Origin of the sequence: Streptococcus sp. 3613 (genome assembly GCF_013277375.1) — a bacterium.
Lineage (GTDB): Bacteria > Bacillota > Bacilli > Lactobacillales > Streptococcaceae > Streptococcus > Streptococcus pseudopneumoniae.
Window position 1 is genome coordinate 1 of sequence record NZ_VMMV01000038.1, and the last position, 24,744, is coordinate 24,744.

Here is a 24,744-nt window from a genome sequence, read left to right on the forward strand (position 1 = left end):
TTCAGCTTTATACTCAATGAAAATCAAAGAGCAAACTAGGAAGCTAGCCGCAGGTTGCTCAAAGCACTGCTTTGAGGTTGTAGATAAGACTGACGAAGTCAGTTACATATATCTACGGCAAGGTGAAGCTGACGTGGCTTGAAGAGATTTTCGAAGAGTATTAGCGACTAGTTAGCTGGGAAAGGAAGATATTTGTGACAAATAATAAACTGTATTCGTTGATAGAATTTAGAAATAAAATATATGAAGAATTAGAACTTTCCAGAAGTGATTTAGCGATTTTACTATGTGCCATGCTTATCGCCTCTATCGGATTAAATATGGATTCGACTCCCGTGATTATTGGAGCCATGTTAATCTCTCCTTTGATGACACCTATTCTGGGAGTGGGGCTCTCTCTAGCTATATTTGATTTTAAATTGTTAAGAAAATCTTTTAAAATATTAGCTATTCAAATTCTTGCCAGTCTAATAGCTTCAACACTTTATTTTTATCTTTCTCCCATTTCGTATGCTAGTTCGGAGATTGTTGCTAGAACCTCTCCGACTATTTGGGATGTTCTCATTGCTTTTGTAGGAGGGATAGCAGGTATTATTGGTGCTAGGAAAAAAGAGACCAATAATATTGTTCCTGGTGTTGCTATTGCAACCGCCTTGATGCCTCCTCTTTGTACAGTAGGTTATGCTATTGCTTCTGCTAATCTAAAATTTATCATAGGCTCCTCTTACCTATTCCTCATCAATTGTAGCTTTATTGTCATTGCGACTTATATAGGTGTTAGGTTGATGATGGTTAAGAAACATTATTTTAAAGATAATGAAGAAGACTCTAAAATGCGCAGGATTTTGCTTCTAGTTGCTGTTTTGCTGATGATTCCGAGTTTTATCTCTGCAACGACTTTAGTGAGAGAAACGTTGAAAAAAGAGTCCCTTAAGAAATTTATATCAGAGCAATTTCAGGGGCATAATATTTTGAAAAAAATCTATTCTAAAAAGACTCATACCCTAAAGCTAACCATTTCAGGAAATTATTTGACAGAAGAAGAACTCGATATGATTTCCAGTAAGAGAGGTGACTATGGTTTAAGTGATGTTTCTGTTCAAGTTTCCCAATTGTCTGATTCAGAACAACTTAGTAAGGAAGAACTGGTGGAGTATTTCTTCCAGTATATCAAGGATAAGGAAGCAAAAGAAAAGGAAAAAGCCAATAAATTTGATACAGAGTCTGAGGAACAATAATTTCTTGAGAATAGCTGGTTTTTCTCGTGAGTCTTCTATGTATATCAAAGGAAGACTGAAGTCTTAAGTATAAACTTTTCTTCTATTATAGTAGCTAAGTCTTGACAGGGTTCAAAAAATGGTTTACACTTTATAAAGTTTATTACTTTGAAAAGGTGTGATACTGTGGCTACGGCAACAAAAAAGAAAAAATCAACAGTTAAAAAAAATCTAGTCATCGTGGAGTCGCCTGCTAAGGCCAAGACGATTGAAAAATATCTAGGCAGAAACTACAAGGTTTTAGCCAGTGTCGGGCATATCCGTGATTTGAAGAAATCCAGTATGTCCGTCGATATTGAAAATAATTATGAACCGCAATATATCAATATCCGAGGAAAAGGCCCTCTTATCAATGACTTGAAAAAAGAAGCTAAAAAAGCTAATAAAGTTTTTCTGGCGAGTGACCCGGACCGTGAAGGAGAAGCGATTTCTTGGCATTTGGCCCATATTCTCAACTTGGATGAAAATGATGCTAACCGTGTGGTCTTCAATGAAATCACCAAAGATGCTGTCAAAAATGCTTTTAAAGAACCTCGTAAGATTGATATGGACTTGGTCGATGCCCAACAGGCTCGTCGTGTCCTAGACCGCTTGGTAGGCTATTCGATTTCGCCTATTTTGTGGAAGAAGGTCAAGAAGGGCTTGTCAGCAGGTCGCGTTCAGTCTATTGCGCTTAAACTCATCATTGATCGTGAGAATGAAATCAATGCCTTCCAGCCAGAAGAATACTGGACAATTGATGCTGTCTTTAAAAAGGGAACCAAGCAATTTCAGGCTTCCTTCTATGGAGTAGACGGCAAAAAGTTGAAACTGACTAGCAATGATGAGGTCAAGGAAGTCTTGTCTCGTCTGACTAGCAAAGATTTTTCAGTGGATCAGGTAGATAAGAAAGAGCGCAAGCGCAATGCTCCATTACCCTATACCACTTCATCTATGCAGATGGATGCTGCCAATAAAATTAACTTCCGTACTCGAAAAACCATGATGGTTGCCCAACAGCTCTATGAAGGGATCAATATCGGTTCTGGTGTGCAAGGTTTGATTACCTATATGCGTACTGATTCGACTCGTATCAGTCCAGTGGCACAGAACGAAGCAGCAAGTTTCATTACAGACCGTTTTGGTAGCAAGTATTCTAAGCATGGTAGCAAGGTCAAAAATGCATCAGGTGCTCAGGATGCCCATGAGGCTATTCGTCCGTCAAGTGTCTTTAACACACCGGAAAGTATTGCTAAGTATCTGGATAAGGATCAGCTCAAGCTTTATACTCTTATTTGGAATCGTTTTGTAGCGAGTCAGATGACAGCTGCTGTCTTTGATACCATGGCTGTTAAATTGTCGCAAAATGGTGTTCAATTTGCTGCTAATGGTAGTCAGGTTAAGTTTGATGGTTATCTTGCCATTTATAATGATTCTGACAAGAATAAAATGTTACCAGATATGGCTGTTGGAGATGTGGTTAAGCAGGTGAATAGCAAACCAGAGCAACATTTCACTCAACCGCCTGCTCGTTATTCTGAAGCGACATTGATTAAGACCTTGGAGGAAAATGGTGTTGGACGTCCGTCAACCTACGCACCGACCATTGAAACTATTCAGAAACGTTATTATGTTCGCCTTGCAGCCAAACGCTTTGAACCGACAGAGTTGGGAGAAATTGTTAACAAGCTCATCGTTGAATATTTCCCAGATATCGTAAACGTGACCTTCACAGCTGAAATGGAAGGCAAGCTGGATGATGTCGAAGTCGGAAAAGAGCAGTGGCAACGTGTTATTGATGCCTTTTACAAACCATTCTCTAAAGAAGTGGCCAAGGCTGAAGAAGAAATGGAAAAAATCCAGATTAAGGATGAACCAGCTGGATTTGACTGTGAAGTGTGTGGCAGTCCAATGGTCATTAAACTTGGTCGATTTGGTAAGTTCTACGCTTGTAGCAATTTCCCAGATTGCCGCCATACCCAAGCAATTGTGAAAGAGATTGGTGTTGAGTGTCCAAGTTGTCATCAGGGACAAATCATTGAGCGTAAAACCAAACGCAATCGCCTTTTCTATGGTTGCAATCGCTATCCAGAATGTGAATTTACCTCTTGGGACAAGCCTGTTGGTCGTGACTGTCCAAAATGTGGAAACTTCCTCATGGAGAAAAAAGTCCGTGGTGGTGGCAAGCAGGTTGTTTGTAGCAAGGGTGACTACGAAGAAGAAAAGATTAAATAAGAAGAGAGTCCTGAAAGTGAATTTCAGGCTCTTTTTGGTTAGAACTTGACAAAATTCATCATTGTATGCGAAACTAGAAGAAGATTATTTTAATTAGGAGTAGTTATGCGTCTTATCTATCTGATAATTGGTTTTTTATCACTGGCCTTGGCAATTGTTGGGGTTGTTTTACCCTTGTTGCCTACAACGCCTTTTCTTTTGTTGTCTATTGCTTGTTTCTCCAGAAGTTCCAAGCGCTTCGAAGATTGGTTGTATCATACCAAGCTCTATCAAGCATATGTAGCTGATTTTCGAGAAACAAAGTCCATTGCGCGTGAACGTAAGAAAAAAATCATCGTTTCTATCTACATCTTGATGGGAATTTCCATTTATTTTGCCCCTCTCTTACCAGTCAAAATCAGTCTGGGTGCTTTGACCATCTTTATCACCTATTATCTCTTTAAGGTTATTCCAGACAAAGAATAAGTAAAATTTGTAACTATTTCCCTTGATAAAATTGAAAGCATATTCACAACAATATGATATAATAAATTTAAAGTAATCTTCAAGGAGAATCAAATGATTTACGAATTTTGTGCTGAAAATGTGACCTTGCTTGAAAAAGCGATGCAGGCTGGAGCTCGTCGAATCGAACTATGTGATAATCTTGCAGTTGGTGGAACAACACCCAGCTATGGAGTAACTAAGGCAGCGGTTGAATTGGCAGCTAACTACGATACGACCATCATGACTATGATTCGTCCACGTGGTGGCGACTTTGTCTATAATGATATGGAAATTGCTATTATGCTAGAGGACATTCGGTTAACTGCTCAGGCTGGAAGTCAAGGGGTTGTATTTGGGGCTTTAACTGCTGAGAAGAAGTTGGATAAGCCTAATCTGGAGAAGCTAATTGAGGCTTCAAAAGGAATTGAAATTGTCTTTCACATGGCCTTTGATGAATTGAGTGATAATGATCAACTGGAAGCTATTGACTGGCTCAGCCAAGCTGGTGTCACCCGTATCTTAACTCGTGCTGGAGTATCTGGTGACTCGCTAGACAAACGTTTTGCTCATTATCACAAAATTTTGGAATATGCTAAAGGTAAAATTGAAATTCTACCAGGTGGAGGGATTGACTTGGACAACCGTCAAACTTTTATCGACCAGCTGGGTGTAACACAATTGCATGGAACCAAGGTTGTCTTTTAAAAAATAGAAAGGAACTGCTAGCTTTTGATAGCAGTTTTCACTTATGTTTGAAATTTTTAAATCCTATCAATTTAATAAAGAAAAGGCTCATGCTTTTGGTTTTGTAGAAAATAGTGGAGTCTGGACCTATAGTTGCCAGATTTTGCAGGGTGACTTTGTCATGACTGTGTCCATTACTACTGAAAATGTGAGCTTTCAAGTCTTTGACCAGGAAACGGGTGATCTTTATCCCCAAGTTCATATGGAAAGTTTTAAAGGAAGTTTTGTTGCAAGTGTCCGTGAGACTTGTCTGGAGATTCTTTACCAGATTCGGAAGGCTTGTTTTGATGTGCAGGATTTTATCTGTCCTCAGACTAAGCGTATCATGAATCAGGTTCAGGAAAAATATGGTAATCAGTTGGAATATCTGTGGGAGAAATCTCCTGATACGGCAGTGTTAAGACATGAAGGAAATCAAAAGTGGTATGCCGTCTTGATGAAAATCTCTTGGGATAAGCTGGAAAAGGGTAGAGAAGGTTTAGTCGAAGCAGTCAATCTCAAACATGATCAAGTAGTGGACCTGCTTTCACAAAAGGGCATTTATCCAGCTTTTCATATGAACAAACGTTACTGGATTAGTGTGGCCCTTGATGATACGTTGTCAGATGAAATGGTACTGGAATTGATAGAAAAAAGTTGGAACTTAACCTCTAAAAAATGAAACATTTCAAGGATTTTCAAGAACTTTCAATTAGCTAAATATTCTCTACTGAAGAAATTTTCAGAAAATATTTGATTTTTTCTTGACAAGTGCTTTTGCCTATGCTAAAATACTTAACAAGATATCAAACGAAGGAGAAAGTCAAACATGAAAACAGCTAAGTTTAATCAATTTGCTTTGTTGTTGAGGTACTCGGGCTAGTGCAAAAAGCATTAGTCCTGTTTGGCTTACCAAGCGGGAGTAAATCAACATCTCGCTTGGGTTTCTGAGCGAGATGTTTTTTTTAAAATCACATTTGGAAAAGGGGAAATCTTATGCGAACAGTTGAATTTCTAGATACCAGCCTTCGGGATGGAGAGCAGACACCCGGTGTTAACTTTTCAATCAAAGAAAAAATTGCCATAGCAAGGCAGCTTGAGAAATGGGGTATTTCAGCCATTGAAGCTGGTTTTCCGGCGGCGAGTCCTGATTCATTCACAGCAGTGCAGGAGATTGCTAAGGCCTTGAAGAAAACGGCGGTAACTGGTCTGGCCCGCTCTGTCAAGTCTGATATTGATGCTTGTTACGAGGCCCTAAAGGACGCCAAGTATCCACAAGTTCACGTCTTTATCGCTACCAGTCCCATTCATCGTAAGTATAAGCTCAATAAGAGCAAGGAAGAGATTTTGGAAGCTATTAAGGAGCATGTTTCTTATGCCCGTTCTAAGTTTGAAGTGGTCGAATTCTCTCCTGAGGATGCGACTAGAACAGAGTTGGATTTCCTCTTACAAGTTGTTCAAACAGCGGTTGATGCAGGGGCGTCTTATATCAATATCCCTGATACGGTTGGATTTACCACGCCAGAGGAGTACGGTGCTATCTTCAAATACTTGATTGAGAATGTCAAGACGGATCGTCAGATTATCTATTCGCCTCACTGCCACGATGACCTTGGAATGGCAGTGGCAAATAGCCTTGCTGCCGTCAAGAATGGGGCAGGACGTGTTGAAGGAACCATCAATGGTATTGGTGAGAGAGCTGGAAATGCTGCTTTGGAAGAAGTAGCAGTAGCCCTCAATATTCGCCAAGATTACTACCAAGCAGAAACCAGTATTGTCCTAAATGAGACCATCAATACGTCAGAAATGGTTTCTCGCTTCTCAGGTATCCCAGTTCCTAAAAACAAGGCCGTCGTTGGTGGTAATGCCTTTTCTCACGAATCTGGTATTCACCAAGACGGAGTCCTTAAAAATCCTCTTACCTATGAAATCATCACCCCTGAATTAGTCGGTGTTAAGAGTAATAGCCTCCCACTTGGAAAATTGTCTGGTCGCCATGCCTTTGTCGAGAAACTGAGAGAATTGGCCCTAGATTTTACAGAAGAGGATATCAAACCACTCTTTGCTAAGTTCAAGGCGCTAGCAGACAAGAAGCAAGAAATCACAGATGCAGATATTCGTGCGCTGGTAGCTGGAACTATGGTTGAAAATCCAGAAGGCTTCCACTTTGATGATTTACAACTGCAAACCCATGCAGATAATGACATTGAAGCACTCGTTAGTCTGGCTAATATGGATGGTGAGAAGGTCGAATTTAATGCAACAGGGCAAGGTTCCGTTGAAGCGATTTTTAACGCTATCGACAAATTCTTTAACCAATCCGTCCGCTTGGTGTCCTATACCATTGATGCTGTGACAGATGGAATTGATGCCCAGGCTCGGGTCTTGGTCACTGTTGAAAACAGAGATACAGAAACCATCTTTAACGCAGCAGGCCTTGATTTCGATGTGTTGAAGGCTTCAGCTATTGCCTATATAAACGCTAATACCTTTGTTCAAAAAGAGAATGCTGGTGAGATGGGACCTAGCGTTTCCTATCGCGATATGCCTAGTGTGTAAAGGAGAAGGCTATGACAAAGAAAATAGTAGCTTTAGCAGGGGACGGAATTGGCCCAGAAATCATGGAGGCTGGTTTAGAGGTCCTGGAGGCTCTAGCTAAAAAAACAGGCTTTGTCTATGAAATAGACAAACGACCTTTTGGAGGTGCAGGTATTGATGCTGCAGGGCATCCCTTACCTGATGAAACCCTCAAGGTATGTCGTGAAGCAGATGCCATTCTCCTAGCGGCTATCGGTAGTCCCCAGTATGATAGTGAAACGGTTCGGCCTGAACAAGGCTTGCTAGCTCTCCGTAAGGAACTCAATCTTTACGCTAATATTCGCCCTGTAAAAATCTTTGACAGTCTCAAGCATTTGTCACCACTAAAATCAGAACGAATTGCTGGGGTGGACTTTGTCGTTGTGCGGGAGTTGACAGGCGGGATTTACTTTGGGGATCATATCCTTGAAGAAAGAAAAGCGCGTGATATCAACGACTATAGCTATGAGGAAGTGGAGCAGATTATTCGCAAAGCCTTTGAAATTGCAAGAAATCGCAGAAAAATCGTTACTAGTATCGATAAGCAAAATGTGTTGGCGACCTCAAAACTCTGGCGGAAAGTATCTGAGAAGGTCTCACAGAATTTCCCAGATGTAACCTTGGAACACCAGTTAGTGGACTCAGCTGCCATGCTCATGATTACCAATCCTGCCAAGTTTGATGTCATCGTGACAGAAAATCTTTTCGGAGATATTCTCTCGGATGAATCAAGCGTTCTATCTGGCACACTTGGGGTTATGCCATCAGCCAGTCATTCTGAAAATGGACCAAGTCTCTATGAACCTATTCACGGTTCAGCACCTGATATTGCTGGTCAAGGAATTGCCAATCCTATCTCCATGATTTTATCAGTGGCCATGATGCTGAGAGACAGTTTTGGACGTTATGAGGATGCAGAGCGTATCGAGCGTGCTGTTGAGGCAAGTTTGGCAGCTGGTGTTTTAACAAGAGATATAGGGGGACAGGCTTCGACCAAGGAAATGACGGAAGCTATTATTGCAAGGTTATGAAGTTAGACGAAAAAATTACTCTAGTCCTTTTGATTTGGAATGTCATGGTTTTCTTGATTTATGGTATTGACAAATCTAAGGCAAGGAGAAGAGCTTGGCGCATTCCAGAGAAAATCTTACTCATTTTAGCCCTTTCTTGTGGTGGTTTTGGTGCTTGGTTAGCAGGAATCACTTTTCACCATAAGACTCGAAAATGGTACTTTAAAACAGTTTGGTTTCTTGGGATGGTGACTACACTAGTAGCCTTATATGTTATTTGGAGGTAATGGATGGCAGGAAAATCGATTTTTGATAAATTATGGGACCGTCATGTCATCACAGGAGAAGAGGGGCAGCCCCAACTCATGTATGTGGACCAGCACTATATCCACGAGGTGACCAGTCCTCAAGCCTTTCAAGGTTTGCGAGATGCAGGTCGCAGATTGAGACGACCAGACTTGACATTTGGAACCTTTGATCACAATGTCCCGACGGTCAATATCTACGATATTCGAGATGTGATTTCTAAGGCACAAATTGATAAGCTGGCTGAAAATGTTGAGGAGTTTGGGATTGAACATGCTGCCCACGGTTCTGAAAAACAAGGGATCGTACACATGGTTGGTCCAGAAACAGGACGAACCCAACCAGGGAAATTCATAGTCTGTGGGGATAGCCATACAGCAACCCACGGGGCTTTCGGAGCGATCGCCTTTGGAATTGGAACCAGTGAGGTCGAACATGTCTTTGCTACCCAGACCCTCTGGCAGGTCAAACCCAAGAAAATGCTGGTGGAATTTACAGGTGTTCCTCAAAAAGGAGTTTATTCCAAGGATTACATTTTAGCCTTGATTGCCAAGTACGGTGTTGCTTGCGGCGTTGGCTACGTGGTGGAATATCGTGGACAGGCGATTGATGCACTGAGCATGGAAGAGCGAATGACCATCTGCAATATGTCCATCGAGTTTGGATCCAAGATGGGAATCATGAATCCGGATCAAACTACCTATGATTATCTCAAGGGACGAGAATGTGTTCCAGAGGACTTTGAAGAGGCTGTGGCGGATTGGAAAACAATTGTCAGTGATGATGATGCTGTTTATGATAAGGTTATCCAGATGGATGTTTCAGACTTGGCTCCTATGGTGACCTGGGGAACCAACCCTGCTATGGGGGTTGACTTTGACAGTAGCTTCCCAGAAATTAAGGATATGAATGATGAGCGCGCCTACAATTACATGGATTTGGAGCCTGGTCAAAAGCCAGCAGATATTGAACTGGGCTATATCTTTATAGGTTCATGTACTAATGCTCGTCTCAGCGACTTGCAACTGGCTGCGCGATTTGTCAAAGGAAAGAAAATTGCTCCTAATCTAACAGCTATCGTGGTTCCAGGCTCTCGTCCTGTCAAACGAGCTGCTGAGAAGTTGGGCTTGGATAAAGTTTTCTTAGATGCTGGCTTTGAGTGGAGAGACCCAGGTTGCTCCATGTGCCTAGGGATGAATCCGGACAAGGTTCCTGATGGTGTCCACTGCGCCTCAACCAGCAATCGTAACTTTGAAGACAGACAAGGCTTTGGTGCTAAGACCCATCTCTGCAGTCCAGCCATGGCAGCAGCAGCAGCTATCGCAGGGCGCTTTGTAGATGTTCGACAAATGCCAGAGGCCCAGTAAGGAGAGGATATGGAGAAATTCACAGTTTATACAGGAACGACCGTTCCTCTTATGAATGATAATATCGACACCGACCAAATCCTTCCCAAGCAGTTTCTCAAGTTAATAGATAAGAAAGGCTTTGGTAAGTACCTCATGTATGCTTGGCGTTATTTGGATGATCTCTATACTGAGGACCCAGACTTTGTCTTTAACAGATCTGAATACCGTAAAGCAACTATCCTCATCTCAGGGGATAACTTCGGCGCAGGGTCTTCGAGGGAACACGCAGCTTGGGCTCTAGCAGACTATGGTTTTAAGGTCGTGATTGCAGGATCTTTCGGTGACATTCATTACAATAATGAACTCAATAATGGCATGTTACCTATTGTTCAGCCTAGAGAGGTTAGAGAGAAACTAGCCCAGCTAAAACCAACCGACCAGGTAACTGTGGACTTGGAACAACAGAAAATCATCTCACCAATTGGAGAATTCACTTTCGAAATCGATAGTGAGTGGAAACACAAGCTCTTAAATGGTTTGGATGATATTGGTATTACCTTGCAGTATGAAGATTTGATTGCTGCCTATGAAAAACAACGACCAGCCTACTGGCAGGATTAGAAGAAAAATAGAAAAGGAAATAGAACTATGACAAAACACATTCAATGGAAGGGAACACTTTCACAAGAAGGCTATGAAATTTTAAAAGGTGAGGGCGGATGTATCGTTTGCCCTACAAAAGTCGGTTACATCATCATGACCAGTGATAAGGCAGGACTCGAACGCAAGTTCGCAGCCAAAGAGCGTAACCGTAATAAACCAGGTGTTGTCCTCTGCGGTAGCATGGACGAGCTTCGCGCTTTAGCACAACTCAACCCAGAAATTGAAGCCTTCTACCAAAAACATTGGGATGAAGATATTCTTCTTGGTTGTATCCTTCCTTGGAAACCAGAAGCCTTTGAGAAACTCAAAGCTTATGGGGATGGTCGTGAAGAGCTTATGACTGACGTGCGTGGTACTAGCTGTTTTGTTATCAAATTTGGAAAAGCTGGTGAACAATTGGCTGCCAAACTTTGGGAAGAAGGCAAAATGGTTTACGCTTCATCTGCAAACCCATCTGGAAAAGGAAACCGTGGTAAGGTAGAAGGTATCGGAGAACGTATCGAAGGAGCAGTAGACCTTGTCATCGAAGCAGACGACTATGTGGCATCCATCCAACCTGACAAAACGATTGAAACTCGCTACGAGCAAGGTGTGATGGTGTCTATGGTCGATAAAGATGGCAAACTCATCCCAGAACAAGGGGGAGCACGATCAACTTCACCAGCTCCAGTTGTAATCCGTAAAGGGCTTGACATTGATAAGATTATGATGCACCTGTCAGATACCTTTAACTCATGGGACTACCGTCAGGGCGAGTATTATTAGGATAGAGAAGAAGTGGGGAGAAAATAATTTCCTCTCTTTCTTTTATTTTTAACACAAGTAAAACCCGAACAATATATTTCAATTCATAAAATAATTTGACAAAAACTGTACTTTGGTTTATAATAAATTAAGGAAACGTCGGAAAAGGCGTAGTGATGCGAGAGCATAGGTAGGTCATTACAAAAGAAACGAGACATCGATATGTTAAATGAATTTCCAATTTTTGATTACGAAGATATTCAATTGATTCCAAATAAATGTGTCATTAAAAGCCGTGCAGAAGCGGATACAAGTGTCACTTTAGGAAATCACACCTTTAAACTACCTGTTGTGCCAGCGAATATGCAGACGATTTTGGATGAAAATGTAGCAGAGCAACTGGCTAAAGGTGGTTACTTCTACATTATGCACCGTTTTGATGAGGCAGGACGCATTCCTTTTATTAAACGCATGCACGATCAAGGACTCATTGCTTCTATCTCTGTCGGTGTTAAGGACTATGAGTATGATTTTGTTAGCCAGCTCAAGGCTGATGCTCCTGAGTATATCACTATTGATATTGCTCATGGTCATGCGGATAGCGTGATTTCTATGATTCAACACATCAAGAAAGAATTGCCAGATACCTTTGTCATTGCTGGAAATGTGGGAACACCAGAAGCCGTGCGTGAATTGGAAAATGCTGGTGCGGATGCTACTAAGGTTGGAATCGGTCCTGGTAAGGTTTGTATCACCAAGGTCAAGACTGGTTTTGGTACAGGTGGTTGGCAGTTGGCTGCTCTCCGTTGGTGTGCCAAGGCTGCACGTAAACCAATCATTGCAGATGGAGGAATTCGTACTCACGGTGATATTGCCAAATCTATCCGCTTCGGTGCTAGCATGGTCATGATTGGTTCCCTCTTTGCAGGACATATTGAAAGTCCAGGGAAAACGATTGAAGTCGATGGTGAACAATTCAAAGAATACTATGGTTCAGCTTCACAATATCAAAAGGGTGCTTACAAAAATGTGGAAGGCAAACGTATCTTGCTTCCTGCTAAAGGTCATCTGCAAGACACTTTAACTGAGATGGAACAAGACCTTCAAAGTGCTATTTCTTATGCAGGTGGACGTCAGGTTGCTGACCTTAAACACGTTGATTATGTTATCGTGAAAAACTCGATCTGGAATGGGGATACTTCCCACTAAGACGGGCTATCTCACTAGAAAAAACTTGTTATTAGAGCAAATTTCTGTTATAATAAAACAAGTTTCCACCCTTAGTGTAATGGATATCACGTAAGATTCCGGTTCTTGAGATGGGGGTTCGATTCCCTCAGGGTGGATGTAAACATCCTAAAAAGCCTTTAATAGGGCTTTTTGTTTATCCTGCCTCAAATTTGCCCCTAATACTCTTCGAAAATCTCTTCAAACCACGTCAACGTCGCCTTACCGTAGATATATGTAACTGNNCCTGCGTCTAGCTTCCTAGTTTGCTCTTTGATTTTCATTGAGTATAAAGCTGAAAATCTCTTTTTAAAGAATGCCCAAATCACTTCCAGTCCCGTTTTAAAGTGACTCAGGGGGCTTTTTTTGATATAATAAAAAGGACTGTTATCAGTTAGAAAGAGGTTGGTATGAAAGAATTACAAACTGTACTAAAGAATCATTTTGCAATCGAATTTGCAGACAAAAAGTTACTGGAGACTGCCTTTACTCATACGAGTTATGCCAATGAGCACCGCCTCTTAAAAATTTCACACAATGAACGCTTGGAATTTTTAGGAGACGCTGTTCTACAGTTATTGATTTCAGAATATCTATATAAAAAATATCCTAAAAAGCCTGAAGGTGACCTATCAAAACTCCGTGCCATGATTGTTCGCGAGGAGAGTTTGGCTGGTTTTGCGCGTGATTGCCAGTTTGACCAGTTTATCAAGCTGGGTAAAGGGGAAGAAAAATCTGGTGGTCGCAACCGTGACACCATTCTTGGTGATGCCTTTGAAGCCTTTCTTGGTGCCCTCCTTTTGGACAAGGATGTGACCAAGGTCAAGGAATTTATCTATCAAGTCATGATTCCTAAGGTTGAAGCAGGTGAGTTTGAGATGATTACAGACTACAAAACCCATCTCCAAGAGTTACTTCAGGTCAATGGGGATGTGGCTATTCGTTATCAGGTGATTTCTGAAACGGGTCCTGCCCACGATAAGGTATTTGATGTAGAAGTTCTGGTTGAAGGTAAGAGCATTGGTCAAGGTCAAGGTCGTTCTAAGAAATTAGCAGAGCAGGAAGCTGCCAAAAATGCCGTTGAGAAAGGGCTGGATTCATGTATTTAAAGGAAATCGAAATTCAGGGATTCAAGTCTTTTGCTGACAAGACCAAGGTCGTCTTTGACCAAGGTGTGACGGCGGTTGTTGGACCAAATGGATCTGGAAAGTCCAATATTACAGAAAGTCTGCGTTGGGCCTTGGGGGAGTCAAGTGTTAAGAGTCTCCGTGGGGGCAAGATGCCGGATGTCATTTTTGCTGGAACTGAAAGTCGCAAACCGCTCAATTATGCTTCTGTAGTTGTGACTCTGGATAATCATGACGGATTTATCAAGGATGCAGGACAAGAAATCAGGGTAGAACGTCATATCTATCGTAGTGGAGATAGCGAATACAAGATTGACGGCAAGAAAGTCCGTCTGCGTGATATTCATGATCTTTTCTTGGATACTGGATTGGGACGAGATTCCTTCTCTATCATTTCCCAAGGGAAGGTTGAGGAGATTTTCAACTCCAAGCCTGAAGAACGCAGAGCTATTTTTGAAGAGGCTGCTGGAGTTTTGAAATACAAAACTCGTAGAAAAGAGACTGAGAGCAAATTGCAACAAACTCAGGATAATCTAGACCGCTTAGAGGACATTATCTATGAGTTGGATAATCAAATCAAGCCTCTTGAGAAGCAAGCAGAAAATGCTCGTAAGTTTTTAGATTTGGAAGGTCAACGCAAGGCTATTTACTTGGATGTCCTTGTTGCTCAAATCAAGGAAAATAAGGCTGAACTAGAGTCGACAGAAGAAGAGTTGGTACAGGTTCAGGAACTCTTGACAAGCTATTACCAAAAGCGTGAAAAATTAGAAGAAGAAAATCAAACTCTTAAAAAGCAACGCCAAGATTTACAGGCTGAAATGGCTAAAGACCAAGGCAGTTTGATGGATTTGACCAGTCTGATTAGTGATTTAGAGAGAAAATTAGCCCTATCGAAATTAGAATCTGAGCAAGTAGCCCTCAATCAACAGGAGGCACAAGCCCGTTTGGCTGCTTTGGAGGATAAGAGAAATTTACTCAGCCAAGAAAAATCTGATAAGGAAAGCTCTTTGGCACTTTTAGAGGAAAATCTAGTCCAAAATAATCAAAAACTCAATCGACTAGAGGCTGAATTGCTAGCTTTTTCAGATGATCCTGATCAGATGATTGAGCTTTTGCGTGAACGCTTTGTAGCTCTTTTACAAGAAGAAGCGGATGTCTCAAACCAGTTGACCCGTATCGAAAATGAGTTGGAAAATAGTCGTCAGCTTTCTCAAAAACAAGCAGATCAACTACAAAAGCTGAAAGAACAACTGGCTACAGCTAAAGAGAAGGCTAGTCAGCAAAAAGAAGAGCTTGAAACTGCCAAGGAGCAAGTTCAGAAATTATTGGCTGACTATCAAGCTATTGCCAAGGAGCAAGAGGAGCTGAAAGCTTCCTATCAAGCTCAACAAAGTCAACTATTTGATTGTCTGGACAGTCTTAAAAACAAGCAGGCCAGAGCTCAAAGTTTGGAAAATATCCTGAGAAATCATAGTAACTTTTATGCAGGTGTTAAGAGTGTTCTCCAAGAAAAAGATCGCCTTGGTGGGATTATTGGTGCAGTCAGTGAGCACCTGACTTTTGATGTGCATTATCAAACTGCCCTAGAGATTGCGCTTGGAGCCAGCAGTCAGCATATCATCGTAGAAGATGAGAACGCGGCGACTAAGGCTATTGATTTCCTCAAACGAAACAGGGCTGGTCGCGCCACATTCCTTCCTTTGACCACTATCAAGGCGCGTACGATTTCTAGTCAGAACCAAGATGCTATTGCTGCAAGTCCAGGTTTCCTTGGTATGGCAGATGAGTTGGCTACTTTTGATAATAGGTTGGAAGCTATTTTCAAGAACTTGCTTGCAACAACAGCTATTTTTGATACTGTAGAACATGCGCGTGCAGCTGCTCGACAAGTTCGTTATCAGGTTCGCATGGTGACACTGGACGGGACAGAGCTACGCACAGGTGGTTCCTATGCAGGTGGAGCCAATCGTCAGAATAACAGTATTTTTATCAAGCCAGAACTGGAGCAATTGCAAAAAGAAATTGCTGAAGAAGAAGCAAGTCTGCGTTCAGAAGAGTCGAGTTTGAAGAACTTGCAAGATGAGATGCTTACATTGACCGAATCATTAGAAGCTATTAAATATCAGGGAGAGCAGGCTCGTATTCAGGAGCAAGGCTTGTCCCTCGCCTATCAGCAGACCAGTCAGCAAGTTGAAGAACTGGAAACTCTTTGGAAACTCCAAGAAGAGGAATTAGATCGTCTTTCTGACGGAGATTGGCAAGCAGATAAGGAAAAATGCCAAGATCGCCTTGCTACCATTGCCAGTGACAAGCAAAATCTGGAAGCTGAGATTGAAGAAATTAAGTCCAACAAAAATGCCATCCAAGAACGCTATCAAAATTTGCAGGAAGAGCTAGCACAAGCTCGCCTGCTTAAGACAGAACTGCAAGGGCAAAAACGTTACGAAGTTGCGGATATTGAACGTTTAGGCAAGGAATTGGATAATCTGAATATCGAGCAAGAGGAAATCCAGCGCCTTCTACAAGAAAAGGTTGACAATCTTGAGAAAGTTGATACGGATTTGCTCAGTCAACAGGCCGAAGAAGCCAAAACTCAGAAAACAAACCTCCAACAAGGTTTAATTCGCAAGCAGTTTGAGTTGGATGATATTGAAGGTCAACTGGATGATATTGCTAGTCATTTGGATCAGGCTCGCCAGCAGAATGAGGAGTGGATTCGCAAGCAAACGCGTGCTGAAGCCAAGAAAGAAAAAGTCAGTGAGCATTTGCGCCATTTACAAAGCCAATTAACAGACCAGTACCAGATTAGCTACACTGAAGCTCTAGAAAAGGCGCATGAATTGGAAAATCTCAATCTGGCAGAGCAAGAAGTTAAGGATTTAGAGAAGGCTATTCGCTCACTGGGTCCTGTCAATTTGGAAGCTATTGACCAGTACGAAGAGGTTCACAGCCGTCTGGATTTCCTCAATAGCCAGCGAAATGATATTTTGTCAGCGAAAAACCTGCTCCTTGAGACCATTACAGAGATGAATGATGAGGTCAAGGAACGCTTTAAATCAACTTTTGAAGCTATTCGTGAGTCCTTTAAAGTGACCTTCAAACAGATGTTTGGCGGAGGTCAGGCAGACTTGATATTGACTGAGGGTGACTTACTGACAGCTGGGGTTGAGATTTCAGTCCAACCACCAGGAAAGAAAATCCAGTCGCTTAATCTCATGAGTGGTGGGGAAAAAGCCTTATCAGCTCTTGCCTTGCTCTTCTCCATTATTCGTGTCAAGACCATTCCATTTGTCATCTTGGATGAGGTGGAAGCTGCGCTGGATGAAGCCAATGTTAAACGTTTTGGGGATTACCTCAATCGATTTGAAAAGGACAGCCAGTTTATCGTTGTGACCCACCGTAAAGGAACCATGGCAGCGGCTGATTCCATCTATGGAGTGACCATGCAAGAGTCAGGTGTCTCAAAAATTGTTTCAGTTAAGTTAAAAGATTTAGAAGGTATTGAAGGATGACAATTAAACTAGTAGCAACAGAAATCGGAATAAGTAAATTGATACAATAGCCTATAAAGAAAGCCTTGAAATTTAGCTGATTTCAGGGCTTTTTAACTGTCTATTGCTATCAGGGTAAAATCATTAGAGATGTTGCGAGTTTATGGAGACACCCTTGATTTGTAAAATGTTAAATAGTAGAGAATCATTTCATCTATTCTTTGTTTACCAGTTTATCGAAATGGCTAGTATAGTGTAATTTTAACTTGTCTTCTCCTAAAATATCAAGGACTTGTATGGCCTGTTTCATTTTTTCAATTCCGCTATCTAAATGACGCTTAAATTCAAAGTAACCAGTTGCATAGAGAAAAACTGTCTGTTCATAAAAGTTTAATTCATTATCTAATAATGCTTTTATTTCGGTGATTAGACAAGTACAGTTTGAAAATTCTTCCTTATCTACGCTAAGAATTAGACAATTGATGGCCAGTTGAGTGACAATTCGCTTATTTGTTTTATTCAATGAAGAGTAGATGTAATTGTTCAACATTTCCTTTGTTAATAGGAAGTAGGAGTTGTAGTTTATTGTTCGTACACAGTTACCTAATAAAGTGATTTCATAGTAACCCCATTTTTCAACTTTGAAGAGATAATCTGTCAATTGAAGTAATTCTTTATTTGATGGAATAATGCTGGAATCCATTGTATGTAGAATGGATTTTATCATTGTTTTCTCGAACGAATTTAAAGTGTAATGTGATGAGTCAGAAAGTAGAGCGGCTATATTATTGATGTTTTGTGATGAATATTGCTTACGAATATATTGAACCAAATTAGCGAATAATTCAGTATTAGTATAATCTTCATCATGTAAAATAAGAAACTCATCTAAAGTAATGTGTAATTTGTCTAAAATATTGATAAGTCGAATACAAGATATCTCTGATTCCCCACGTTCGAATCTAGATATTTGAGATTTTGAAAGATGTTCATCTGCTACAGAGCATAGACTAATTTGTTTTCCTTTACGAACTTTTCTAAGTGTGATGCCAAGTTTTGATTTCATAATTTCCCATTTTCCCAACAAAAATTAAATCCGTTTTTATTTATTGTACAATAAATAAAAACGGAAAGGAAGTCCGAGTATGAAGAAAATTTCAAAATTTTTGCCGATTTTGGTTTTGGTGATGGATATTATCATAATTGTTGGTGGGTAAAATGCTTAAGTGTACACTTAAGTCTTTAGAATATTCTAAAGACTTAAGATTTTATAGATACATAGTATAAAATACGGTATTTATAATTTGGGAGGCTTTAATTGAAAAAACAGAATTTATTTAAAATATCAAATAATGTACAAGAGTATTCGAATGCTTTTAATACTATGGGTTTAAATTTTCAAGGAGAAATTCCTGTTTTTGTTGACCACAAAAGAGAAGATTTACTTCATAATATTAAGCGAATTAACAATGAATATTCCGAATGCTATAAAACAACGCCAATTTACCAATGCGATGCAGGGATCACTCTATCTTCTGATTTAGAGTTTTATAAAAACTGTAGGTTATTTTGTAAGAAGTGGGTGACCTCTTTAAATGAGATGATAAACATAGAAAATCTGGTAGTAATAGGACTATATAAAGATTTTTCACAATATAAAATTTTGACTATATTAGAATATTGTAAGAAAAATAATATTGAACTGTACATACTGACAGGAAGAGATCTATCTTCATTGTCTTGGATGATAGGAAAGCAGTTTTACTCAAAAAGTGAAAAAGAAGTACGAAAAGCAGTCTTTTCGCATAAAAAGTTAAATGAATTTAGTGAAACAAAAAACAAATGGGATATTTTTGATATAAAAAGGCTTGAAAATGAAAATATAAAAAATCTTTTGGAAGAAAAATCTTGGTCAGAATTAGTTTTTCATGGACATGGAAAAGAAGATCATCTAAATTTAGCTGATTTCACTTTGCATGGTTTTAATAAATTAATTCCTCAACAAGAAAAATTTGCTCCTTCTTGGGGCCATCAAGGGCAATCTTTTTTAAGGATGAGAGTAAAGCAATACGTATTAGCTCTATAAATGTTGAAACATTATTTTTATTATCTTGTAGTAATTTTCCGTTTAATGATTGTAGATTGTATGATTCTAGATTCAACTTAACATTAGATGCTATCGATGGAATAGCAAGAAATATTGTTGCTTCTATTGCTGTTCAATCGATTGATAATCCAGAGATATATGAAATTTTTTCAGATTCAAATTTGACAAATATTGGAACCAAACTTCATAATAAGTTAAATGATGTACAGCCGTTTGTTTCAATTGTTAATATTGGACTTCCAAATACTAGAAAAGTAGATCAATCACTTGAAAATATAAATGGGATTGTCCGATTAACCCAAAGTAGCAAAATGATTTTATCGCGACTTGCTTCATATGTTTCGTCTGGGTTATTAAGTAGTGAACATGAGGTAAAAAAGTTATCTAATAATGTTTTAGCAGATTACATGCAAATGACACGCAGAGGTACCTATGGAGTGACAGAAGAAAAATATTTAGATTTTGAACGAAATTTAATAAATAGAGTAAATCCTATTTCTAAAAAGATAGCTGAAATAATGATTCAGAACCAAAATGACGAGCTTTTCGAATTTGATCGATATAATATTTTTAGGTCTATAATTGATGAAAGTAGTATTTTCAAAAAAATATGTTGTTGTGGAAGTTCGGGTGTTGGTTGCAACTATATTCCAGAAACTAACAATTTATTCAATATTAATTCTTTCTATTGTTATAGGTGCGGTGATAAAAATACTTCAATGACAGGCATGCCAGAAGTAGATTTTATGTGTGATAATTATGATAGAGAAAGATTAAGAATAAAATATAAGATTGTTATTACTCCACAACATAGAGGAGATGTTTACTTAGGAGTACAGCTACCAACATATGTAGAAAAGTCATCAAATACCTCACCAGAGTTGAAAAGAATACGTTTTAAAAATATTGGAACTAAAGTAGTTGAAGGAGAGATCTGTTTTAACGAGGATACTTTACTTCAAAGCTATTATCTTAAGCTATTTATTATTCAGAATGGGGGAATAGCTATTAGTAGATGTTTCTTCAATTTAATAAATAATTGTGAGGGAAAGTTTGGAAAAATATAAATGTAATAGATTTATTATTTACTCTAATTTTGAGTAATTGAAACACGAGGAGTATTCCTTCACCAAATTTGAGAAAGGCCTATTTCTTTTTATAAACAAGTCGCTTATCTAATAATAAATTTACTAATTATACTCTTAAGAAATCGTAAAGCAATACAAGATATCAGATATTTATCTGTAAATCTATTAATTAGCATTCTAGTCTTATCTTCATTATAAAATCAGTATTTTGAAATGTACAAGACAAGCTTCCTAGTTTGCTCTTTGATTTTTTTAGTATTATGGTCACAGTTGGTTGTACCTAATAGGATGAACTACAGTTATAATGATGGGCTTTTTCAAATGTATTGGCTGAAGCACTCACTTAATCGCCTCGTCGCGATTTGTAATAGTGATATGTTTTCACGTTTTATATTATAGTTCTAAACAAAGAGCACAATACTTTTTAACTCAGTGTTGTGCATTGAATGAAACGAAAGAAAGGAATGAATAACAATGGATATTTTTTTAGGTACACCAATCACAGGAATAATTAATCCGAACTTGAAAAGTCCGTTAGAAACTGCGACAAAGTCCAGAATTAAGGGAATTATTTCTGATTTGAGATCGTATGGTCATAATGTGTTTTGTGCTCTAGAGGAAGAAGAATTTGGCAAAAAGATTGCAGATTCTTTAGAATGTACCCTTAGAGATTATTCGCTACTGAAACAAAGTAATGTATATATTACTTTTCCAAATAATAGTTATGGATGTGCTGTGGAACTTGGTTGGGCTTCAGCGCACTCTATTCCTATTGTCTTAGGAATTAACAAAAGAATCGGTTCAAAAACACCATTGTATGAAGGTTTACACACAACAGGTACTCAGGTTCATGTTATTTATTATGACTCTGAAGATGAGTTTCCAGATAAACTTGAATGGTTAAAAATATTAAAGTACATAGAAAAGCATATATTTATTAGGTGATTGTTATGAGAATTTTGACAGTAACTACAAATTTTGGTTTTGGTCCGTCTTCCAAATTATATTCTATTATCAAAGAGCTATTGAAGATGGGATATAAAGAGATTACATTTTGCGGAAATGGAGAATCTATAAATTTTTTTAAGACCAACTTTGGTAATAGATTAGAATATATCGAGTGTGATACTGATGAAATTAGGTCTGAAAGCTTTTTGAAAATAGTAGATATTAAGAATTATGAACTCTTAATTAATGTTATGAATCTGAATATTCCTAAAATTCAACGAGATACAAATTTAAATGTAAAAAGTGTATTTGTTGATAGTCTAAGTTGGATGTGGGAAAAACCCCTAGATGGGATTAACGAATATGATATTTATTTTGTTCAAAATGCTTTTATTGATCCCAATAATTTATCGCAGTATAAGAATATCCAAACAATAAATCCTATTATTAATACGGAAGGAATAACAAAAACAAAAGATTTCAAAAACAATAAAATTCTATTAAATTTCGCTGGTATAGTTACTCCATATGAAAATGATGTATTTTTCAAAAAGTACATGTTATTTTATCTAAAACTTTTTTCAAAAATACCTAATATTGATAAATATGAAATTGATTGTGCTTGTAACATGACGCAGAAAAAATGGATTGAATCAAACAACCGTTTTGACTACAATGTTACATTTAAAGTAATGTCCCATAAAGAGTTTCTGTCAGCGTCATGTGAAGCAAGTAGGATATTTACAACACCTGGTTTGACATTTTATTTAGAGAGTTTAGAATTAGGCTTAAAACCACATTATTTTTTGCCTTCAAATTATTCTCAGGCATTATTGCTTGAAAAATATAATCAAATCTCTGGGAATTGTAATACCTTATCTAAGTATGGATATTTATTTTCAACAGATGAGTTACTTGAAGAAAGTGAAGGTGTGACTAAAGTAAGAGAAGCATTTTCTAATATTAGTACAAGATATAAAGAAGAAATCTTCGATAATATAATATCATATATTAATGAAGGTTCGGTGTATGAATCAAAAAATGAAATTCAATATAAGGAAGAGAGCGGTATTCGTTCAATTATTAGAATTATGCTTGAAAAAGGACTATTGAAAGGAAGATAATACATGCCTGTGATTGAAGATATTGATTTTCCCAATTTACTAGTGAAAAAAATGTATAAAAAAGATTTAAATCAGATAATTTCATTAAATGACTTAAATTATGATGCTAGTTTTAGGGATAATTTAATAGTTTTTGATGAAACAAGTAATTTTTCTCCAAATAACAGTCTTGTTGTTGGGGGGGCTTGTATTGATCGCTGTGATGCAAAAATTGATAATCTGGCTATCAATTTTTACTTTGATATACTGATGCCTATTAATGAGGCCATCATGAAAAATTTAAATTGTGCAATATATGTGGATACACCTATTGAATCATGTAAAGATGATTGTGAAAAAGAAAGATGGCAACAATTTGTTAAACACTTAGAAATATTTTTTGAACAGCTAGGAAAACGTGTAGGCATTGAAATAAAAATAATTCGAAGAGATTTATCTTATAAAATGATTGATAAGATATTAAAAAAACATAACTTTAGTGATGGTGAATTAAAAGGTTTGTATGATTTAGTGCCTAGTGCAAAGAATATTGTATTTGGACCAGAACTATTACTTCATTTTCGTAGATCAATCATTTCGTATTTACCAGAATTCATTTCAGAATATTTTGAAGAAAATTTTGAAGAAATTATAGTTTGTGAAGAGTTAAGTCAGTGTAAAGCCATTGGCAAAGCATGGAGAATCAGTAATAACATATATCCTAAAATATATATAGATATGCCATCTCTTAGTTGTAGAAATCGCATGCATAGGAGTAATAATGGGAAAATAGGTATTTTTGAATCAGCATCTTTAAATAAAACTAGAAAATCTGATCCATTGTTTCATGAATTTATGAATAGAATAGAATTGGAAGCTATTTTTAAATCTTTTGATGTTGATAATTTTTGGTCACTAAAAGATGAATTAGAAGGAATGTGGTATGATCAGCAATAAAATTTCATCAGAGTTAAAATATTATCTATATATCATTTTTACAAATTTACGATTTACTAGAATAGTAAATATTATCTTTATTGTCCAGTTTTTGGGATTATCTTTAGTACAATTTGCATTTTTTCAATCTATTTTTCTATTTTCTCAATTAGTTTCAGAGATTCCCTCCGGAATTTTAGGAGATAGATTTAGTAAGAAGAAAATCGTTCTATTGGGACTAGTTGTGTTATCAATTACTCCATTATTAACTCTTTCATCAATCTTGCTAATGAAGGACTATGTTTACCATGTTATTCTAGGTGCATTTGTTTTAGAAGGAGTAGGAAATGCTTTATTAAGTGGAGCTGATGATGCCTTGTTTTTTGAATCTCTAAGAAGTGAAGGCAAGGAGGAGAGTTATGGGAAAATACGAGGAAAGTTACAATTAATCAGTGCTCTGACTTTGGGGATTGCTACATTTATAGGAGGTGGTTTGTATAGCATTACAAGATATTTACCATATTTTATTCAGTCTTTTACACTTATAGGTTCAATGATAATCATCATATCTATTCCAGATAATCAGAAAAACGCTATAGAAGATTTTAATCAAAATGGTGTTCCGAAATTTAAAGAATTATTTTCAGTTTTTTATAGGTTGCTAGAATCTACTAAAATTCTTTTCATGTTCGCTTTTACTACGGTTATTGTCTCAGCAATTAACGTAATGTTTGCTTTATTACCAGATTATTTTTCTAAAATAGGATTTTCTACATCTATTAATGGAGCTATATTTATGATTTATAGTATCATTGGTGGCATAGTAGCAACTCAAGCTTATAAAATATCAAAAATAAGAGTTTCTAAATTAATTATGCTGCTATCATTGATACTAATGATTTCCATTATTTTTCAAATTTTGCCTTTCAATGCCACATTTATATTTAGTTTTCTACTGTTGTACATTATCATAGATATTCTTGATCCTATTATCATGGAGATGTTACATCTTTGGGTTGATGATAATTCAAGAGCAACAGTTATATCAGGACTATCCTTTTCAATTAGTCTTGTTACAATGTTGGTAAATCCGATAATTGGTGTAGGAATTCAAATGTTTAATATGAGAACAACTATCTTATTGATTTCTTGTTTTATAATTATAATGATATTAACCTCGTATATGTTAATAGAAAAAACTAAAAGGAGTAAAAAACATGAAAACAGAGAATAAGGCTTATTTAGGTGATTCAAGAGCTATGGAAGATGTCGAAAATGATTCTGTTGATTTAATAATCACTTCTCCACCATATTTTAATTTAGTTGATTATCAACATGATAATTAGATTGGGTTAACAGAAACATATA

At 37.8% G+C, this 24,744-nt stretch carries 23 protein-coding genes and 1 tRNA gene; 23 read left to right on the top strand and 1 reads right to left on the bottom strand.

Annotated features, from left to right (window positions below):
- Nucleotides 1-194: 194 nt before the first annotated feature.
- The 15 genes from HT708_RS04460 to smc all read left to right on the top strand — a co-directional run bounded on the left by HT708_RS04460 (nucleotide 195) and on the right by smc (nucleotide 17,215).
- Nucleotides 195-1,238: a TIGR00341 family protein gene (locus HT708_RS04460; protein ID WP_007284808.1), complete on the top strand. Its 1,044-nt coding sequence runs from the start codon at nucleotides 195-197 to the stop codon at nucleotides 1,236-1,238.
- A gap of 165 nt (nucleotides 1,239-1,403) precedes the next feature.
- Entirely contained in the window at nucleotides 1,404-3,491 is a 2,088-nt protein-coding gene (gene topA, locus HT708_RS04465; protein ID WP_000179656.1) for a type I DNA topoisomerase, read from the top strand.
- A 105-nt stretch (nucleotides 3,492-3,596) separates the two neighbouring features.
- Nucleotides 3,597-3,956, top strand: coding sequence for a YbaN family protein (locus HT708_RS04470; RefSeq protein WP_054392652.1), 360 nt, complete (start codon nucleotides 3,597-3,599; stop codon nucleotides 3,954-3,956).
- 93 nt (nucleotides 3,957-4,049) lie between these two features.
- Nucleotides 4,050-4,682: a copper homeostasis protein CutC gene (locus tag HT708_RS04475; protein WP_050208162.1), complete on the top strand. Its 633-nt coding sequence runs from the start codon at nucleotides 4,050-4,052 to the stop codon at nucleotides 4,680-4,682.
- A gap of 43 nt (nucleotides 4,683-4,725) precedes the next feature.
- Nucleotides 4,726-5,382, top strand: a complete 657-nt coding sequence (locus HT708_RS04480; protein ID WP_050223289.1) for an MmcQ/YjbR family DNA-binding protein — start codon at nucleotides 4,726-4,728, stop codon at nucleotides 5,380-5,382.
- Nucleotides 5,383-5,696: 314 nt separating this feature from the next.
- Nucleotides 5,697-7,259, top strand: coding sequence for a 2-isopropylmalate synthase (locus HT708_RS04485; RefSeq protein WP_050223288.1), 1,563 nt, complete (start codon nucleotides 5,697-5,699; stop codon nucleotides 7,257-7,259).
- A gap of 11 nt (nucleotides 7,260-7,270) precedes the next feature.
- Nucleotides 7,271-8,308, top strand: coding sequence for a 3-isopropylmalate dehydrogenase (gene leuB, locus HT708_RS04490; protein WP_023933058.1), 1,038 nt, complete (start codon nucleotides 7,271-7,273; stop codon nucleotides 8,306-8,308).
- Nucleotides 8,305-8,574, top strand: a complete 270-nt coding sequence (locus HT708_RS04495) for a DUF1294 domain-containing protein (RefSeq protein ID WP_050208156.1) — start codon at nucleotides 8,305-8,307, stop codon at nucleotides 8,572-8,574. The genes leuB and HT708_RS04495 overlap by 4 nt, the downstream gene beginning before the upstream one ends.
- A gap of 3 nt (nucleotides 8,575-8,577) precedes the next feature.
- On the top strand, nucleotides 8,578-9,960 hold the full coding sequence (leuC, locus tag HT708_RS04500; protein ID WP_138702849.1) for a 3-isopropylmalate dehydratase large subunit: 1,383 nt from the start codon (nucleotides 8,578-8,580) through the stop codon (nucleotides 9,958-9,960).
- A gap of 9 nt (nucleotides 9,961-9,969) precedes the next feature.
- A complete protein-coding gene (leuD, locus tag HT708_RS04505) occupies nucleotides 9,970-10,563 on the top strand; it encodes a 3-isopropylmalate dehydratase small subunit (protein WP_172926037.1) in 594 nt (197 codons plus the stop codon).
- Nucleotides 10,564-10,590: 27 nt separating this feature from the next.
- Entirely contained in the window at nucleotides 10,591-11,370 is a 780-nt protein-coding gene (locus HT708_RS04510) for a Sua5/YciO/YrdC/YwlC family protein (RefSeq protein WP_138702847.1), read from the top strand.
- 201 nt (nucleotides 11,371-11,571) lie between these two features.
- A complete protein-coding gene (locus HT708_RS04515) occupies nucleotides 11,572-12,558 on the top strand; it encodes a GMP reductase (protein WP_138700099.1) in 987 nt (328 codons plus the stop codon).
- A gap of 65 nt (nucleotides 12,559-12,623) precedes the next feature.
- A tRNA-Arg gene (locus tag HT708_RS04520) sits at nucleotides 12,624-12,695 on the top strand.
- A gap of 291 nt (nucleotides 12,696-12,986) precedes the next feature.
- Nucleotides 12,987-13,685 (top strand): ribonuclease III, encoded by a 699-nt coding sequence (gene rnc, locus HT708_RS04525; protein WP_000661482.1) that lies wholly within the window; start codon nucleotides 12,987-12,989, stop codon nucleotides 13,683-13,685.
- Entirely contained in the window at nucleotides 13,676-17,215 is a 3,540-nt protein-coding gene (gene smc, locus HT708_RS04530) for a chromosome segregation protein SMC (RefSeq protein ID WP_172926038.1), read from the top strand. Before rnc ends, smc begins: the two co-directional genes overlap by 10 nt.
- 193 nt (nucleotides 17,216-17,408) lie before the next feature.
- Here the strand turns inward: smc and HT708_RS04535 are convergent, their stop codons facing one another.
- Nucleotides 17,409-18,260: an Rgg/GadR/MutR family transcriptional regulator gene (locus tag HT708_RS04535; protein ID WP_172926039.1), complete on the bottom strand. Its 852-nt coding sequence runs from the start codon at nucleotides 18,258-18,260 to the stop codon at nucleotides 17,409-17,411.
- A 79-nt stretch (nucleotides 18,261-18,339) separates the two neighbouring features.
- Between HT708_RS04535 and shp3 the strand changes: the two genes are divergently transcribed.
- From shp3 to HT708_RS11765, 8 genes are all read left to right on the top strand, one after another.
- Nucleotides 18,340-18,411, top strand: coding sequence for a peptide pheromone SHP3 (gene shp3 / locus HT708_RS04540; RefSeq protein ID WP_001812431.1), 72 nt, complete (start codon nucleotides 18,340-18,342; stop codon nucleotides 18,409-18,411).
- Nucleotides 18,412-18,512: 101 nt separating this feature from the next.
- The gene (locus tag HT708_RS11755; RefSeq protein ID WP_240156186.1) at nucleotides 18,513-19,280 is read left to right on the top strand and encodes a hypothetical protein; all 768 of its coding nucleotides are present in this window, start codon (nucleotides 18,513-18,515) and stop codon (nucleotides 19,278-19,280) included.
- Complete coding sequence (locus HT708_RS11760; protein ID WP_240156187.1) at nucleotides 19,217-20,368, top strand: hypothetical protein; 1,152 nt, start codon at nucleotides 19,217-19,219, stop codon at nucleotides 20,366-20,368. Before HT708_RS11755 ends, HT708_RS11760 begins: the two co-directional genes overlap by 64 nt.
- A gap of 495 nt (nucleotides 20,369-20,863) precedes the next feature.
- Nucleotides 20,864-21,334, top strand: a complete 471-nt coding sequence (locus HT708_RS04550) for a hypothetical protein (protein WP_138704664.1) — start codon at nucleotides 20,864-20,866, stop codon at nucleotides 21,332-21,334.
- Nucleotides 21,335-21,339: 5 nt separating this feature from the next.
- Nucleotides 21,340-22,461: a hypothetical protein gene (locus HT708_RS04555; RefSeq protein ID WP_001221832.1), complete on the top strand. Its 1,122-nt coding sequence runs from the start codon at nucleotides 21,340-21,342 to the stop codon at nucleotides 22,459-22,461.
- A gap of 3 nt (nucleotides 22,462-22,464) precedes the next feature.
- Nucleotides 22,465-23,397 (top strand): hypothetical protein, encoded by a 933-nt coding sequence (locus tag HT708_RS04560; protein ID WP_172926040.1) that lies wholly within the window; start codon nucleotides 22,465-22,467, stop codon nucleotides 23,395-23,397.
- The gene (locus HT708_RS04565; protein ID WP_172926041.1) at nucleotides 23,384-24,610 is read left to right on the top strand and encodes an MFS transporter; all 1,227 of its coding nucleotides are present in this window, start codon (nucleotides 23,384-23,386) and stop codon (nucleotides 24,608-24,610) included. Before HT708_RS04560 ends, HT708_RS04565 begins: the two co-directional genes overlap by 14 nt.
- Complete coding sequence (locus tag HT708_RS11765; protein WP_004242334.1) at nucleotides 24,594-24,722, top strand: site-specific DNA-methyltransferase; 129 nt, start codon at nucleotides 24,594-24,596, stop codon at nucleotides 24,720-24,722. Before HT708_RS04565 ends, HT708_RS11765 begins: the two co-directional genes overlap by 17 nt.
- The last annotated feature ends 22 nt before the right edge of the window (nucleotides 24,723-24,744 follow it).